Genomic DNA, 15,968 nt, shown 5'->3' on the forward strand with positions numbered 1-15,968 from the left:
CAGGATTCCCCATGCAGTACTTGAAGAGCGCAGGCCAGGCTCTCATCGTTATCAACGATCTCCAGGACCAGCTCATACTGGCCCTCCTCCTGGTCCAGGGGGTAGGGCATGATGCCCATTCCGCCGAAATCCACCGGGGTTTCGTTGGATGCGCCCATGAAAAAATCCGCTGCAGGGCCCAGAATCTTGCGGTTGAGCATGTTGAACATCACCTGGAACAGGGGGGAGCGGCTGGGATCGCGATCCAGGCCCAGCCTCTCCACGAGCAGGGGAAAGGGGTAGGCCTGATGGTCCAGGGCCTGGAGAACCACCCGCCTGCTCCGGGTCACGTGCTCTCGAAAACTCATGCTCGACGAGAGGTCCCCCCGCATGGCCACCATGTTGATGAAGTGACCGCAGGCCCCCTTGTACTCCGGCCGCACCCGCCCCACCGCCGGGGTGCCGATAATCAGGTCCCCCTGGTTGCAAAACCGCATGAGGGTCACCTGAAACACCGCCAGCAGCATGACATAAAGGGTCACATTTTCGGTGCCCACAAAGGTCCGGAGGGTTTCATAGGCCTCCCCGGTCACCTGAAAGGGGTAGCTGGCCCCGGTGAAACTGGGGGAGGCGGAGGGCGTGCCGTCCAGGGGAAGGTTCATGACCGGAAGCGGGGCCGACAGCCGATCCCGCCAGAAGTGCTCCAGCCGGGCCCCCTCCTCCCCTGCGAGCATCTCCTGCTGGTATCGGACAAAATCGCGATACTGGCGCTCCACCGGGGCAAGCCTCGCCTCCTCACCGGCCGTCGCCGCGCGGTAGAGCTTGCCGAACTCGTCAATGAGAAGGTGAAAGGAGCTGCCGTCGCTGGCGATATGGTGAATGGTCATCACAAAGATGTGCTCGCCCCCGGAAAGCGTAAAAAGGCACACCCTCAACAGGGGGCCTTTCTCCAGGTCAAAGGGCCGGGCATGGTATTCCCGGACCCGCTCCTTGAGCGCCTCCCCGGAGAGCTCCCGGGCGTCCACCAGGTGAAACTCCGGTTCCATGGTGTCGTGGACGGTCTGGCTGGTCTGACCGTCATGGTCGCCAAAACCATAGGTGGTCCTCAAGATCTCGTGGCGGGCCACCAGCTGCCGGCACACGCCCTGCATCACCTCGGGCCGGACCTCGGTGACGATGCGGCACGACAGGGACACATTGTAGCATGCGGAGTCCGGGTCCATGCGGTTGAGAATCCAGAGTGACTGCTGGTTGTAGGACAGGGGGCCGGACCTGTCGTCCCCCACGGAGCCCCCCAGGTGCACCATCAACCCTGGCTTGTTCAGCTTGATCAGGCGACGCAGTTCAGGGGTCATGCGCCCTTTGGGGGCACGATATTTCAGGCCTCCGCCCTCGACCCACAGGTCAATGTCCAGCCGGCTGAGTTTTTCCATGATATACGCGATGCTCATATCTCACCCTCTTCCCATTCCACGACGTCATCGTCCGGGCCCGTCACGGCGCTCGGGACGGCCTGTGGCTCTTCAGCCAACGCCTCGACCGGATCCTTCGGTGCCTCCTGAAACAGCCGACCATGCAGGGTGACCGTGATGTCGTCGAGGCTCTGCCCCTCAAAGAAATCCATCAGGGAAAGGCAGACGCCCCACTGGGACTCCACCTCGTCCATCACCTCCACGGCCATGAGGGAGTCAAACCCCAGGTCACTGATCCGCATGCCGCCCTCCAGGGATTCCGGGGAAGCCCCCAGGGCATCGGCCACACGCGTCACCAGATAGGCTTTCAAGAGGGCCAGGCGCTCATGGGGCTGAGCAGCCATGACCTGATGGGGCCCCAGCCCCCTGCCGGAAGCGAGGCCTTGCCCTTCCCGCCCCAGGCGGTTCTCGGAGCCCGCTTCCCCGTGAAGCCTGGGAATCCCGCGGGAGCCCGATGCCCGTTTCTCTCCGCCGGAGACAAATAGCTGCCTGAAGATGGAGTGGTGCTCATGGCGCAGCACCCGGTGCCACTTCACGGCGAGCCGGTCCAGGAGCCCCGAGGGCAGGTACCCCTCCTTCACAAGCTGGGAGGGAATGCCCACCCCTTCGGATTTGAGGAACATATCGTCCCCGGTCACGGTGCTGTGGGCGCACACCACCTCCAGGTCCACATCGGTAAACCCGCCTTTCCTCAAAAGAGAGGGCAGCTCGCGGCCGATGAGGGGGTTGCCCCCCTCGTCGACCCTCAGGCGGCAATACGCATCGTAGAGATCACTCAACTCCGGGATCTCGGGATGGGTCCGAAGATGCATGGCAAAATCGTTGTCCACGAACACGGCCCGGCCCCCCGGTTTCAGCACCCGATAGACCTCCCGCACAGCCCCCAGGGGGTCCGGCAGGTGCTCCAGAACCAGGCGGGTGATGACAAAGTCGAAGCTCCCCGAGGCAAAGCCCAGCTCCATGATGGACTGTTCCGAGATATCGCACCGCCCGTCCAGCCTCTCCTTGAGGATCGCCACAAGGTAAGGGTCGATCTCAACGGCCGTGGCCCGGCACCCCGGACAGGCCTTCAGGAGGTTTTCGATGACGTGGCCGGGCCCGCTTCCGCACTCCAGCACCCGCATGCCGTCCTTCAGGCCGAACCGCCGGTACGCCCTCACCTCCTTCTGCCAGAAGAGGTCCACCTGGGAACGAAGGCGGTTCACCTCGCCTTCCACGTTGGTCGAAAAATCTTTGATCTTATATGAACGTAAACAATTCATCCTCGTCTCCATCCATGGCTGTGATGCGTCGCCGACCTCTTATGGCGACCGCCGTCGGCGGGCCATTGCCCGCTTCTTCTGTGTGGCGCGATCTGAAATCTTGTCCTGGGCCACAGCCGGTTGCGCTGATTCCCCTGCGAGGTAGCCTGCAAAGGCGGCAATGGTGGGATACTGAAAGAGCGCCAGGACGGGAACCTTCCGTTTCAGGGCCTCACCCACCTTGCCCACCACCCGAACCCCGAGCAGGGAGTTGCCCCCCAACTCGAAAAAGCTGTCTCCGGTGCCGATGGTGTCCACCTTCAACACCTGGGTCCAGATCTCCGAGAGGAGCTTTTCCATATCGCTTTGCGGGGCCATGAACGCCTGGTCCGTCTGGGGCCGACGGGTATCCGGCACCGGAAGCCCTTTGCGGTCCACCTTTCCGTTGGGGGTCAGGGGCAGGGAATCAAGGGGCATGAAGATGGAGGGGATCATGTAATCGGGCAGGCTCCCTGCAAGGTGCGCCCTGAGATCGGAGACAAGACTCTGGCCGCCGTTGGTGTGGGTGATGTACGCCACGAGCCGGGCATCCCCGGGCTCAAACTCATGGGCCGACACAATGGCCTGGGAGACTGCCGGATGGCCGGAAAGCACGGTCTCCACCTCCCCGGCCTCGATGCGGAACCCGTTGATTTTGAGTTGAAAATCCGACCGCCCCAGCACCTCGATGGTGCCGTCGGCGCGGTAACGGGCCAGGTCCCCGGTGTTGTACATCCGAGCCCCGGCCTCCCCGGCAAAGGGATCGGGGACAAACATCTCCCGGGTCAGGTCGGGCTGGTGCAGGTACCCTTTGGCCACCCCGGCCCCGCCGATGAAAAGGGTCCCTGAGACCCCCGTGGGAACCGGCTGCATCCAGGGATCCAGGATGTAGGTACGGGTGTTGTCGATGGGACGGCCCACGGTCACCCTGGCCTCCCCGTCCGTGATGCGGGCACAGGTGGACCAAACCGTGGTCTCGGTAGGGCCGTACATGTTCCACACCCGGGACGACCGGGAGACAAGGGCGGCGGCCAGATCCGCGGGCAGAACTTCGCCGCCGCATAGGACGTTCAGGTTATCTCCCCCCTGCCACCCGGCGGCAACGAGAAGACGCCAGGTGACGGGGGTGGCCTGGAGCAGGGTCACGCCATGCCGGGACAGGGCTTCTAAAAGCAACCGCCCGTCGGCCACGGTCTCCCTGGGGGCGATGACCACCTTGGCCCCCACGATAAGAGGCAGGTAGAGCTCCAGCACGGTGATGTCAAAGGAGAGGGTCGTCACGGCCAGGACCACGTCCTCGGATGTGAGCCCGGGCTCCCTGGCCATGCTGGACAAAAAGTTGCCCACGGCGTCGTGGTGCACGGCCACGCCCTTGGGGCGCCCCGTGGACCCCGAGGTATAGATCACGTAAGCCAGGTCGTCGGAAGAGACCGCCACCTCCGGATTGTCGTCGGACTGCTCGGCCACGGCCCCCCGGTCGGTGTCCATGAACACCCGACGGGCCGTGCACGCGGGCAGGGTCCCTTTGAGGCTCTCCTGGGTCAGCACCACGGAGGCCTCGGTGTGGGAAAGTATGTATTGGAGCCTCTCTTCGGGAAAGGCCGGGTCCAGGGGAACATAGGCCGCCCCGGCCTTCATGGTGCCCACCAGTGCCACGAGCATGTCCAGGGAGCGCTCCATGTGGATCCCCACGAGGTCGCCGGGTTTCACGCCCTGGGCCCCAAGGTACCGGGCCAGCCGGTTGGCCTGCCGGTTCAGCTCGCCGTAGGTGAGGGACTCCCCTTCAAACACGGCGGCCACGGCATGGGGGGCGGCATCCACCTGGGCCTCGATGAGCCGGTGCACCACCGTGCCCCGGGACGCAGGTGCCTCCGTTTGATTCCACGCCACGCACAGGGTCTCTTTTTCCCCTTCGGACACCACGGGAATGGCGGCAATGGGGCGGTCCCCGTCCCGGAGCACCTCCCGGAGAAGCATCCGGTAATTTTCCGACACCTGCCGGACCATGGCCTCGTCAAAAAGCTCCGAGTTGTACTCAAAGTACCCCCGGATCCCGTCGTCCCCTTCCCAGAAGGTAAAGAAGAGGTCCAGTTGAGCGCCCCCGCTGTGCACGGCCACGGGTTCCACCTCAAGGCCCTCTAAGCTCATGCCCACAGGCGGGTCCAGGGTAAACCCGGCCTGGAACAGGGGGTTGTGGCTGGCCCCTGTCCTGGGCTCCACCGTGTGTGCCAGAAGGCGGTAGGGCGCTTCCTGATGCCTGTGGGCTCCCAGCATGGCTTGCCGGACCTTGCCCAGGAGGTCCGGGAAGCTGGTCTCCCCGGACACGGTCACGGCCAGGGGAAGAATGTTAACAAAACACCCCAGGGTATCCTTGTACCTGGCCCTGCGACGGTTGGTCAGGGGCACGCCGATGGTGAGCTGCGGGTTGCCGCCGTAGCGGAAAAGCAAGGCCGCGTAGGCGGCCAGAAGGGTCAGAAAGATCGTGACGCTGCGGTCTCTGCTAAACTGCTTCAACTCACCCACAAACGAAGGCTCCAGGTGGAAGAACACGGCCTCCCCTTCCAGAGAAAGAAGCGACGGACGCTTTTTCTCCATGGGCAGGTCAAGGGAATCGGTGCGGCCCTTGAGATGCTCCTTCCAGTACACCAGCATGGAGCGGCACTCATCCCCTGCGAGCCAGTCCCTCTGCCACCTCGAAAACTCAGCATAAGGCACCGACGAGGCGGGCTGAAGGGCCGGACGCCGGGTCACCGCCGCTCCGTACAGGGAGGAGAGCTCTTCGGTAAAGAGCTCCTTGGTCCGCAGGTCGGTGATAATATGGTGCATGACAATGAGGAAGAGATGCTCCTCCTCCCCTGTCCGAAAGAGCCGGAAACGGATCAGGGGAAGCTCCGACAGGGAAAAGGGCCGCCTCAGCTCCTCACGGACGCAGCGGTTCACCGCCTCCTCCCCTTCCGGCACATCGCAGGCCAGGGGAAGGTTCAGGCTGGGCGCCACATGCTGCACCAGATCCCCCCGGTCCATGGCAAAACAGGTCCGCAGGATCTGGTGGCGTCCGATCATGTCGTTGAGACTTTTTTCCAGGCTGTCGCGATCAAGGGGCCCCCTGATGCGAAATAAAAGGGGAATGTTATAAGCAGAGCTCTCCGGATGGAGCTGATTGATGAGCCAGAACTGCTCTTGAATGGCCGATGCAGGATAACTTGCGGCCTCGCTGCTGAAGGTCGTCATAATACAATACCTCCCGGGGTTATGTTGCGGCACGGATTGGGATGTCGGTGTCGGTCTGTCTGTAGATGTAATCCACGATCTTCAGGACCGAGCCGAAGTTATCTCGGTTCATGTCGTCGTCGGCCACCTCCATGTCGAAGGTCGTCTCCATGAAGGTGACGATTTCTACCAGACCGAAGGAATCAATGATCCCCTCGTCAATCATGGAGAGATCCAGCTTGATGTCACTGCGCTCCACCATGAAATTTCGTGTGATGAATTCCAGCAGCGCCTCCTGGATCTCCTTTTTTCGAAACACGATGGTGTTGGTTCCTTCAGCCCCATTGTCGGGGCGGTCTCCTGAGTTCACTGGTCCCATGGTCAAGTCCCCCCCATCGCTCCCAGGCCCCCGGAACAGGCCTCCTGCCTCCGGGGCTCAAGGGAATCGATGTCGTTGTCTGTCATGCCGAGTTGGCTCATCACCGATTGAAACTGATCAACCGGCTGATCAAATATCTTTTCCAGAGCCTCGTCCCTTGCCATCAGCCCTTTTCGAATGAGGTGACTGAGTTCGAGTTCATAGGGGCTGTATCCGTATTTTATCTGGTGGATATGGTTGTTGAAGGTGTTCAGGCGGCAATTGGAAGAGCAACCGTCCACATCCCCGGGCCTTTCCCAGCCCAGGGGCTCGATGGCCCGCACGATCTCGGCCTCGGTGATGTCTTCGAGGCAGAGCAGGTTCATGGTGTACGGGTAGGAGGTCACCGCATCGATGAGGGACTCCCGGATCCCGTAGTACGCATCCACATCGTCGCCGACGTGGGCCCTGAGGTTGTCCATGGCGGTTTTGCGGCTGTCCATCAAAAAGCGGTAGTTGGTCTTGTACATCACGCCGTTGGCTGGGATCTGGCCCAGGGTGAACCCGGCCAGGATAAAAGGGATGCCTTTTTCAAGGGCCATTGTCTGGGCGGTGATGTTCACAAGGGAGATGCACGCATGGCACCCGGAGGAGATGCGCACAAGGGCCCGGTCGCCAAAGATGTCGTTGAGGGCGCTGGCCTTGACCACGGACCGGAAAAAGGTCGACGACGGCTTCACCGTCACCTGGTCCACACCCAGGCCGTCCACCACCCGGTTGATGTTGTCCATGGCCCCGGCGGACAAAAACCCGTTGTCCAGGGTAAAGGAGAGCACCCTCAGACCGTATTTATGCACGGCAAGCATCAGGGTGTAGGTGCTGTCCTTGCCGCCGCTGTAGCACATCAGGGCATCGTACCGGCCCTGGCCGCGCCGCTGGCTGATGGTGGACTCGATCTTCTCTTTTGCACGGGCAATGGCCTCGGCATCGGAGGTTATCTGGAGCTTGTTCCGACAAAAGTTGCAGACCCCTTCCGCGTTAAACTCAATGCCCGGAAAAGAAGCGGAAAGAACGCAGCTGACACAGCGGTCCTGGGTATGTTCCTTCATGGAATGGTCCTCTCTTGGGTTAGGTCAACGATCCTATCCAACAGCCCCTGTGGTTCCCTGCCGGTCGTCGATCCTCACGGTCATGGACGCCGGGTCCAGCAGGTCCTTTTTCGGGTGCCCCGCCCAGTGATGGGTCATCTGGCACGACAGGATAAAGGTGATGAGCATGTTGTCGCGATAGCCGATCTCAGCTGGTATCTGGCGGTTGAACTTGTTCACCAGCCTTTCCACCATGGTCTCGTCGAAGACCCCGTACTCCCGGATCACCTCCGGGGAGAGGAAATGTGCCGCCTGCTCCGAGAGGCCGCCCCCATGGAAAAAGGACTTCAGATCCGGGGCGGTGTAAGGTTTTTTGGGGCGGTTGACGATGGCATCGGGCAGGTGGTGCCCGTAGGTTTTGCCCAACAGGTACTTCTGGGAAAAGCCCCGGAGCTTGAACCTGTCCTTGAAATAGAAGAGGGCCTCCACCACCCGGTGATCCAGGAAGGGATAGCGCCCCTCCACGCTGTGGGCCAGGGACATGCGGTCCCCCTGGGACGAGAGCAGGTAGCCGGAAAGGAGGGTCTTCATCTCCATGAACTGGTTTTTCTGGAGGAGGGTCCATGACGAAAAGTTGTCGGGGAGCACCTGCCTGGCTGTCTCGATGAGGCGCTCCTTTTCAAACGTCACGGGGTGGTCTTTGTGGAAGTACTTGGCAAGGATCCGGTTGTTGCCGGCGCGAATGTTCAGGCCGGTGAGTTCGTTGTCGTACTCCCCGAGGAACCCCTCGTAGTACATCTTCATCAACCCGTACTGCCTGGGGTTGCTGTAGTGCCGAAGGTGGGGATAGAGCTTTTTGATCAGCAAAGGACGCATGGTGGAGGAAGGATCCCGCCCCCAGAATTCCAGGAGCTTGAGTTCTTTAAAGGAGTCGTACCCGCAGAGAATCTCATCGGCCCCTTCCCCGGTGAGCACCACCTTGATCCCGTGCTCCCGTACCTTCTCGGAGAGCATGAACAGGGGAACCCCTGCCGTGCGGAACACCGGCCGCTCAAAGTGATACACGGCATCGAGGAAATGCTCGTTGATGTGGCTGTAGCCCACCTGAAGGGCCAGGTGATCCGAGTTGATGCGGGAGACCATCTCCCGCTGGAAAAAGGACTCATCAAACTCGGCGTCTTCAAAGGCCACGGAAAAGGTCTTGAACTTCTCGCGGTTCCACACCGAGGTCAGGTGGGTGATCACGGACGAGTCGATGCCCCCGCTGAGGTAGGCCCCCACCGGCACATCGCTCCTGAGCCGCAGGCGCACCGAGTCGAGGAGCAGGGACTCCAGGAGCTCCCCTGCCTCTTCAAGGGTCTCCGGCGACGTCCCGCAGGACTCGCCGATCTCGTAATAGCGACCGCCCCCGATCCGGCCCTGGGCCGTGAACCGCTCGAAGGTCCCGGACGATACGCTGCGGATCCCGTTGTGAAACGGTGCTGTCCCCCATGGTGTTCCACAACAGGGCATGTTCGAACAGCCCCTGCATGTCCATGGTGCGCCGGAACCCTTCCAGGGTGTCGAAGGCCTTGATCTCCGAGGAAAAGTAGAAGGCGCCCCCATGCTGGAGGATGTACAGGGTGTCTAGACCCTAACGGTCCCTTGCCACCACCAGCTCCTTTTTCAGCCGATCCCAGATCAACATGGCAAACTGCCCGTTGAACCGGGAGAAGGCATCGGTGCCGTAGACCTCAAAGGCCTTTAAGGCCACCTCCGTGTCACACGTGGTCTCAAAGGTGACCCCTTTTTTCTCAAGCTCCTGCCTGAGCTCGATATGGTTGTAGATCTCTCCGTTGTAGCAGATCACGAACCGGTCGCTCATCATGGGCTGATGACCACCCTGAAGGTCCACGATGGAGAGCCGGGTATGCCCCAGCGCCAGCTCCCCGCTACAATAGATGCCCCATCCGTCGGGTCCCCGGTGGGTCAAGGTGGAGACCATCGAGCAGATCGCCCTCTCCCTTGACGGTCCGTCCAGGTGACCGCCCAATATCCCTGAAACGCCGCACATAGGCATGATTCCTTGCATTGTCCGCCGCACCGTTCCCTTCCCTGACGGGATCCCGGTGCGCCGTCGATTTTCATCGAGGTTTCCTACAGCAGAAACATTCCGTAAACCCTCACCTTCACGTGCTCCATCAAAAGCTCCCGGAGATAGGCCGTGTCCTCGGAGCCGCCCACGAGGACGGAGACCCCCTGCCCCCGGAGAAAATAGGCAAAGGACTGCCGAACGCGCTTTGTATGGTGTGGCGAGGTGATAAGCAGCAGGCTCTTCCGACGTCGTTCCACCACGAGGGCCGACACCGCCTCAGCTTCGGAGTAGGTCCCCCAGAACCCCTCCATGACAGGGACAGCCTCGGTGGCCGAGACGGGAACCCCACGGGCGGTCAGTTGCCTCATCACCCAGGCGTCACGGCTGATGTCGCGCCCCAGGGACCAGTCCCTCACCGTGTCTCCGTCCCGGTGAAAGTAGAGAATTTTTTCCGAGACACCTTGATGGTACAGGCCCGCCGCCCGTTTCAAATGGGCGCGGGTGCTTCGGACGCCTCCGCCCAGAACGTATATTGCGTCCACTTTCCCCGGGATGGGCGAGTCCACATCAATGAGCTCCCGCCCGAGGGCGGCCCGTAACTCCACCTTGACGGCCGGAACAGACAAGGCCAGAAGGCATGCCCCGCACACCAAAAGGCCAAAGCCCAGCGTCCAGCGCCTGACCGTCGCCCATGGGGGGGCGAATCTTTCCGTTGTTGCTTTTGACCTGTGCACGATAAACGATCCGATCCCCTCGAGCCTGTGGGTGGACGGCATTGACTGATGGCGTCGGTGGGTGCGCTGAGATAAGCGACGATGTCAGCATGAACATGAGGGATACACGGGGATGAGAGACAGGGGTGCTCAAGAAAGACAGAGTACAGAGGTGGCTGGGATAAAGACGGTCTCGGTCAAAGGGCTTGTGAGTCCCCGGCAAGCGGACAAGCTGCAGACGCACGGAAACAAAGGCTCGAAAAACGCGGTACGATACCACTTTTCAGCCCGTCATCATCCCTTGCATATCTGCGCAAGGCATGATGAAAAACAAGGTATGAGGCTGTCACACTCAGCTTATAAGGGATTAAAAATTAAATACATTATAGCATAGAAACTCAATACATCAAGACAATTCAAACCGCCGGTTCACGGGGCTCGTCCCGTGTCAGCTTCCGTTTTTTCTTCACGGGTGCCGTCACCCCGGGCAGCTTTTCGGCTGCATCCCGGACCGTCTGTTTTTCCAGTCGCGTTACCCCCTTGGAGTAGCCCACCATCATGGTCATGTCGCAGAGCAGGTTGATCACCCTGGGTGAGCCTCCCGAGTACTGGTGAATCTCTTTGATGGCGCCCTTGGTAAAGCAGTTGGTCTTTGCCCCGGCCCTCTTCAGCCGCGAGGCGATATACCGGTAGGTCTCCTCCAGGTCCAAGGGCTCGATGGCATAGCTGAGGGTGATGCGCTGGCGAAAGGCCCTGAACTTCTGGGTGCCGATGGCAACCAGAAACTCCTGCTGGCCCACAAAAAAGATGTTGAGCATCTTGACACCGTTGTGCTCCAGGTTGGAGAGCATGCGCACGTCATCCAGCAATCGTTCGCTCATCCTCTGGGCTTCGTCAATGATGAGCAGAACGATCTTTCGCCGGTTGAAGCATTCATGAAGAAAGGTGCCGAAAACGGTGATGAACTGACCTTTGGAGGAGAAGGAAGCATCAATGCCGAACCCGCGGGCCATGAACCTGTAAAAGTCCATCACGCCCACCCCGGGGTCCGGGACAGTGGCACAGATCACATCCCCGGACAGATCCCCCACAAGGGCCTTGATCAGGGTGGTCTTTCCCGCCCCCACATCACCGGTCAGCAAAAGGATCCCTTTGTTCTCAAGCACTCCGTACCGCAGCATGGCATAGGCTTCCCTGTGCTTTTCCCCGAGCCAGAGAAAGTCCGGGTCCGCGGTGATTTCAAAGGGCTTGGCCTTCAGGCTATAGTGCTCTACGTACATGGCTACACTCCTTGCCAGGATATGTCATGGGATAACAATGACACCAAATCAATACATTATCGTTACAACCGGTTGCTGTTGGGTTTTAGATGGTTTGAACAACCAAAATGCATTCACGGGTTTCCGTGGGCATGAAAGGGCTCCATGGGCGGGATCAATTATGTAATCTGTTACACATCAACACAGCAAACTATGTAAGAAGGTACACATCACCACATTCCATACCACCCCCGCCCGGTGGCATCCCGGGCTGAACACAGTGTATTTACGAATCATCCATACCCTGCGATTCATCAGGGCGTCCTGGCATCATTCCTGCAGTATTTTCCCCTTAAGCTGGAACCTCCCTCTCACCCTCACCATGACCGGATCGCACAACGCCCATGGGCAGCGATTCCAAAACATCTCCATCATGCTCCGCCATATCGTCTCATCGTTTACCCTTCCCACGTTTGGAGACATCATCTGAATGCCGTTTGACCCCTGGCTATTAGCATTTTTCGCCATTTTCTTCACCACGGCGGGAAACTGTTTTTGCCTCACCACATACTATCCATGAGTCCATGGTGGCACCGGAGGCCGGGTACACAACCCAGCCCCTGCTGATAGCCTCCGCCGATACAACCCACTCTCCTGTGGCGGTCACCACGTCCTTCAGCGGGCAGGACACCTCCCGCACCATGGGCCACGCCGTGCAACCCGTCAGCGGAAGCCTCACCACACCCAAGGCTGCCAAGGCTGACGCAGCGCCGGTGTATGACCCCGCGTCGCTCTTTTTCCTCGGTATCGCCCTGTTCGGCCTTGCCGGTATCTGCCGGAGACGCCTCGAAGCCAAAAAAGTCCACTGAGCAGCCTCCCTGGGGGGGGCATGCCCATGAAAAAAGGAGAATGGCACCCCATTCTCCTTTTTCCATGGACTGCCTCCTTGTTCTTCTTCCACATTGCCTTTACCGCTCCGATGAAGTCCACATCACGATGCGATGCCCGCTCCAGTAAAGCTTCCAGGCCAGGGCAATGGCGATATTCACGGTGACAAAATACCCGGGAATCCGAAGCATGGCATGGGCAAACGGAGCCCTTCTCGCATGCTCGGCGGCGGCAATCCCGTAAAACGGTTCCTGCCAGAACAGCAGGCAGAAAAAAAACAGAAAATGGCGCAAGGATCAGGTTGGCCCCAAAGGCGACCACGAGAAAAAAGGGAACCAGCCACCTGCAGAGCTTGTGGGCCAGAAGCTGATAGGAAAACAGGCCGTACCTGAAGGGATTCAAAAACCGCCTGTTCTCAAAAAAAACGGTCAGGCCGCGGACCACGGTACGGACCTTCCGGCTCAGCTCTTTGTCCGGGTCTGCGATGTCGTGGTAATACCCCAGGACATTGGGATCGCTCACCCCGCGATACCCCAGGTTCACCGCGGACAGCAGCATCCTGAAGTCGCTTTGCATCTCCCCGGAAAAATCCCGGCACACCTCTTTCCGGGCGGCAAAAAAAGAGCCGCTGAGTCCCACCACCGAATGAACCAAAGACTCCACCCGCCTCACCCACATCTCATAGCGGACATAGGCCCCTTCCCCGCACGGCTTGCCGTCCCGCGTCAGGAGCCTGTCCTCACTGGAGACACACCCCACCGACGGATCCGCAAAGTTGGCGACAATGGCCCGGATGCCGTGGGGTTCGAGGATAGTGGCCACATCGGAAAAAACCACGATCTCACCGCGGGCCCGCTCCAGGGCGGCCTTCTGGGCCCGCTCCTTGCCGCTGCGCCCCGGCATCTCGATGAATTCGACCCCCCGGTCCTCAAAGGTCCTGACAATATCGGCGGTGCCGTCGGTGGATCCGTCGGAGGCCACCACCACCTGAAAGGAGTCTTGCGGATAGTCCAGGGCAAGGGTGTCCTCGAGTTTCTGCCGGATCCTCTTTTCTTCGTTGTAGGCTGCGATGATAAAGGTCACCGACGGAAGAATGGACATCTTTTGCACCGGGGCATGCCTCGGCCGGATCAGCTTCAGGGACAGGGGGTAGCCAAAGTAAGCGAAAAAAATCATGAACACGGACCCCGCGAACAGCCATGCACTCATCGATCCCCCCCGGGCCGATCCAGCACCCCTTCATACAGTTGATGGTAATGCTCCGCCATGGCCTCGGCGGAGAAACGGTCCTGAACGGTTTTTTCGGCACGGTGGGCCACCTGCCCGCGCAGGTCACCGTTTTCACACAGGGGCACCAGGCACCGGGCAAAATCCCCCGGGTCCCGGGTGGGCACCAGGTACCCGTCCCTGCCGTGGGTGATGATCTCGCCGAGCCCCCCCACATCGGGCGCCACCACAGGCACCCCGGCGGCCATGGCCTCCAGGATGCTCATGGGGATGCCCTCGTGCACGGAGGTGTTGAGGTAGATGTCGATGGACCGGTAAAAAGCGGGCATATCCGTCACATGCCCGGCAAAGGAGAACCGGTCCGTGAGCCCTGCAGCCTGGACCCGCCCCTGGAGGGCATCCCGCAAGGGGCCGTCCCCGGCCAGCCTGAACCGCACCTCAGGCAGGAGGCGCCCCACGGCCTCGGCCGTATCGATCATCAAGGCAAAATCCTTCACCGGGTAAAACCGGCCTGCGGAGCCGATGGTGAGGGTGTTCCCTGCCGGCCGGTGTGCAAGGCCCCCAGAGGGGGTGACCCCATTGTAGACCACACAGGCCTTCCCATCCTTGAGGCCGAAACTGCGAGCCATGGCTCTCCTTAAATCGTCGGAGACACAGACATACCGGTGAAAGCCGTGGGTGAGCAGCAGCATGTTGATCCATGATACGCATCGTTTCAGAATCCCTGACTCTTTAAGGGAGGTCTCCGGCATCCCGTGCTGGGTGGAGACCAGCCGCGGCCTTCGCACCAGGCCGCAGGCCAGAAAGGCGAGGATGTTCTCCTTGTACCGGTGGGCATGGACAATGTCCGGCGCTGTCTCCTTGAGGATCCTGCGCACCTTCACCAAAAGCGCCCCAAAGGAGAGGGTCTCTTCAGGCACCACCCACACGGGCACGCCCTCTTCCCGGAGGAGGCGGGAGAGCCGCCCCGGGTTCAGGGCGATGACCTGAACGGCCACCCTGCCCGACGCATGCAGGATCCGTGCAAGGTTCCACGCCATGACCTCGGCACCGGCCCAGAGATCGTCGGAGACAATGTAACAGACGCGCATCATGGCCTTTCGGATCAGCGTTTAAGAAAAGAGAGGCTCCTGGCCACCAGGTACACCCCATGGTAGAACACATTCGGCACCAGGGCCCGGGGCGTGATGAAACCGAATTTGGTGACGGTGAGCCCCACGTTGAGAGCCACGGCCGCCACCGCTGCCACCATGGCCCCTGCAAAGCGCCCCGTCACCAGCAGGAGAAGGGACAGGCACCACAGGGCGCTGTGGACCGAGGCGGCCACGGCCACCTTGGACCGGGTAAAGGCCGCAAAGCTCTGCATGTCCCCGGTGCCGTGCCAGAGTTCCCTTAGAAAAAACGCCTTCACGGTTTTCGGGTACCCCTCGTGGTGGGTCCTGTACCCCGGGTTGATGTGCAGCGCCGCCCCGGCGGCCCGGGCCCTGTCGCAAAAATCCACGTCCTCCCCCGTCACCAGGTCTTCACGAAACCCGCCCACGGCCTCGAACACGGCCCGGGTTGTGATGATGTTCCCACTTGAGGTAGGTGGCGGCCCGGTGGTCCAGACGAACCAGGTGAGCGAACCACACCTCCTCAAGGGCGCTGGGCTCTTCGGAGAGGTCGTACCGGGCCCCGGTCACCACCAGGGGACCGCCCTCCATCAGGGGAAGCTCCTGGCGCAGCTGCCTCACCCACTCTCCGGTGATGAGCACATCGGCGTCCAGGAAGGCCAGGACCGGGGCTGTAGACGAGGCAACCCCGATGTTGCGGGCCCGCGAAATGGTGACGGCCTCGGCAAGGGGGACAAGGGTCACCCCCTCCATCCCCCGGGCAATGGCTGCGGTGCCGTCGGTGGAGCCGTTGTCCACCACCACCACCTCCTTGAGAAGGTCGTCGTCCAGCAGCTCAAACACACGCCCCAGGGTGGCGCCGATGAACTCCTCTTCATTGTAGGCGGGAATAATGACGGACAGGGATGGACCTTGTATATCCATGGGTCTCCGTTGGCCTTTTCAATATTAGGTTATCAACGATGCCTCCGGCGGCCCTGCCGGAGGCATCGCTGTGATCATTTAAGCCGTGTCAGTTCACCTCAAGGGGGCCGACCTCCCCGCCGCCCCAGGGGGCCTCCAGGGTCACGAACATCTTCCAGGGGGACCAGCCCGAGAGGTTTCCCCCTTCGTCGGCCTGTCGGACCCGGGCGTAGTAGGTGGTGCACTGGGCCAGGGAGGCCTGACCTGCAAGGCTTCCCTGGAAGGCACCGGAGCTGCTGTTCACCACCAGGGTGTTGCCGGTGCCCGACACCTGCCCGGCCCACACCATGCCGGTCTCCGAAGACGTGGTGCTCACCTGCCCTTCGAACCCGCTCTGGGTGTGGC

Annotated in this window: 14 protein-coding genes and 1 pseudogene; 1 reads left to right on the plus strand and 14 read right to left on the minus strand. The window is 60.9% G+C overall.

Annotation, left to right across the window (positions count from 1 at the left end):
- Positions 1 to 35: 35 nt before the first annotated feature.
- From ACOYW1_RS20935 to ACOYW1_RS20975, 9 genes and pseudogenes are all read right to left on the minus strand, one after another.
- Positions 36 to 1,430 (minus strand): annotated as a pseudogene (locus ACOYW1_RS20935) (condensation domain-containing protein); the annotation flags it as partial.
- On the minus strand, positions 1,427 to 2,713 hold the full coding sequence (locus ACOYW1_RS20940; RefSeq protein ID WP_482419583.1) for a methyltransferase domain-containing protein: 1,287 nt from the start codon (positions 2,711 to 2,713) through the stop codon (positions 1,427 to 1,429). The pseudogene ACOYW1_RS20935 and the gene ACOYW1_RS20940, both read right to left, overlap by 4 nt.
- Positions 2,714 to 2,752: 39 nt before the next feature.
- On the minus strand, positions 2,753 to 5,962 hold the full coding sequence (locus ACOYW1_RS20945; RefSeq protein WP_482419584.1) for a non-ribosomal peptide synthetase: 3,210 nt from the start codon (positions 5,960 to 5,962) through the stop codon (positions 2,753 to 2,755).
- A gap of 19 nt (positions 5,963 to 5,981) precedes the next feature.
- Complete coding sequence (locus tag ACOYW1_RS20950) at positions 5,982 to 6,320, minus strand: acyl carrier protein (protein ID WP_482417658.1); 339 nt, start codon at positions 6,318 to 6,320, stop codon at positions 5,982 to 5,984.
- Between the two features lie 2 nt (positions 6,321 to 6,322).
- On the minus strand, positions 6,323 to 7,408 hold the full coding sequence (locus ACOYW1_RS20955) for an adenine nucleotide alpha hydrolase family protein (protein WP_482419585.1): 1,086 nt from the start codon (positions 7,406 to 7,408) through the stop codon (positions 6,323 to 6,325).
- Between the two features lie 33 nt (positions 7,409 to 7,441).
- Positions 7,442 to 8,899 carry an asparagine synthetase B family protein gene (locus ACOYW1_RS20960; RefSeq protein WP_482419586.1) on the minus strand — a complete coding sequence of 486 codons (1,458 nt, stop codon included), beginning with the start codon at positions 8,897 to 8,899 and terminating at the stop codon, positions 7,442 to 7,444.
- Positions 8,900 to 9,020: 121 nt separating this feature from the next.
- Positions 9,021 to 9,371 (minus strand): hypothetical protein, encoded by a 351-nt coding sequence (locus ACOYW1_RS20965; RefSeq protein ID WP_482419587.1) that lies wholly within the window; start codon positions 9,369 to 9,371, stop codon positions 9,021 to 9,023.
- A gap of 152 nt (positions 9,372 to 9,523) precedes the next feature.
- On the minus strand, positions 9,524 to 10,111 hold the full coding sequence (locus ACOYW1_RS20970; protein WP_482419588.1) for an ElyC/SanA/YdcF family protein: 588 nt from the start codon (positions 10,109 to 10,111) through the stop codon (positions 9,524 to 9,526).
- A gap of 479 nt (positions 10,112 to 10,590) precedes the next feature.
- Positions 10,591 to 11,454, minus strand: a complete 864-nt coding sequence (locus ACOYW1_RS20975) for an ExeA family protein (protein WP_482419589.1) — start codon at positions 11,452 to 11,454, stop codon at positions 10,591 to 10,593.
- A gap of 259 nt (positions 11,455 to 11,713) precedes the next feature.
- On the opposite strand from ACOYW1_RS20975, the gene ACOYW1_RS20980 reads away from it, so the two are divergent.
- Complete coding sequence (locus ACOYW1_RS20980; protein WP_482419590.1) at positions 11,714 to 11,923, plus strand: hypothetical protein; 210 nt, start codon at positions 11,714 to 11,716, stop codon at positions 11,921 to 11,923.
- A gap of 245 nt (positions 11,924 to 12,168) precedes the next feature.
- On the opposite strand, the gene ACOYW1_RS20985 is transcribed toward ACOYW1_RS20980, so the two are convergent.
- From ACOYW1_RS20985 to ACOYW1_RS21005, 5 genes are all read right to left on the minus strand, one after another.
- A complete protein-coding gene (locus ACOYW1_RS20985) occupies positions 12,169 to 13,530 on the minus strand; it encodes a glycosyltransferase family 2 protein (protein WP_482419591.1) in 1,362 nt (453 codons plus the stop codon).
- The gene (locus ACOYW1_RS20990) at positions 13,527 to 14,642 is read right to left on the minus strand and encodes a glycosyltransferase family 4 protein (RefSeq protein WP_482419592.1); all 1,116 of its coding nucleotides are present in this window, start codon (positions 14,640 to 14,642) and stop codon (positions 13,527 to 13,529) included. Before ACOYW1_RS20990 ends, ACOYW1_RS20985 begins: the two co-directional genes overlap by 4 nt.
- Before the next feature lie 11 nt (positions 14,643 to 14,653).
- Positions 14,654 to 15,088, minus strand: a complete 435-nt coding sequence (locus tag ACOYW1_RS20995; RefSeq protein WP_482419593.1) for a glycosyltransferase family 2 protein — start codon at positions 15,086 to 15,088, stop codon at positions 14,654 to 14,656.
- Entirely contained in the window at positions 15,072 to 15,584 is a 513-nt protein-coding gene (locus ACOYW1_RS21000; RefSeq protein WP_482419594.1) for a glycosyltransferase family 2 protein, read from the minus strand. Before ACOYW1_RS21000 ends, ACOYW1_RS20995 begins: the two co-directional genes overlap by 17 nt.
- A gap of 88 nt (positions 15,585 to 15,672) precedes the next feature.
- Complete coding sequence (locus tag ACOYW1_RS21005) at positions 15,673 to 15,939, minus strand: hypothetical protein (RefSeq protein ID WP_482419595.1); 267 nt, start codon at positions 15,937 to 15,939, stop codon at positions 15,673 to 15,675.
- Between the last annotated feature and the right edge of the window lie 29 nt (positions 15,940 to 15,968).

The sequence above is a fragment of the Desulfoluna sp. CYM3A genome, from assembly GCF_056829965.1.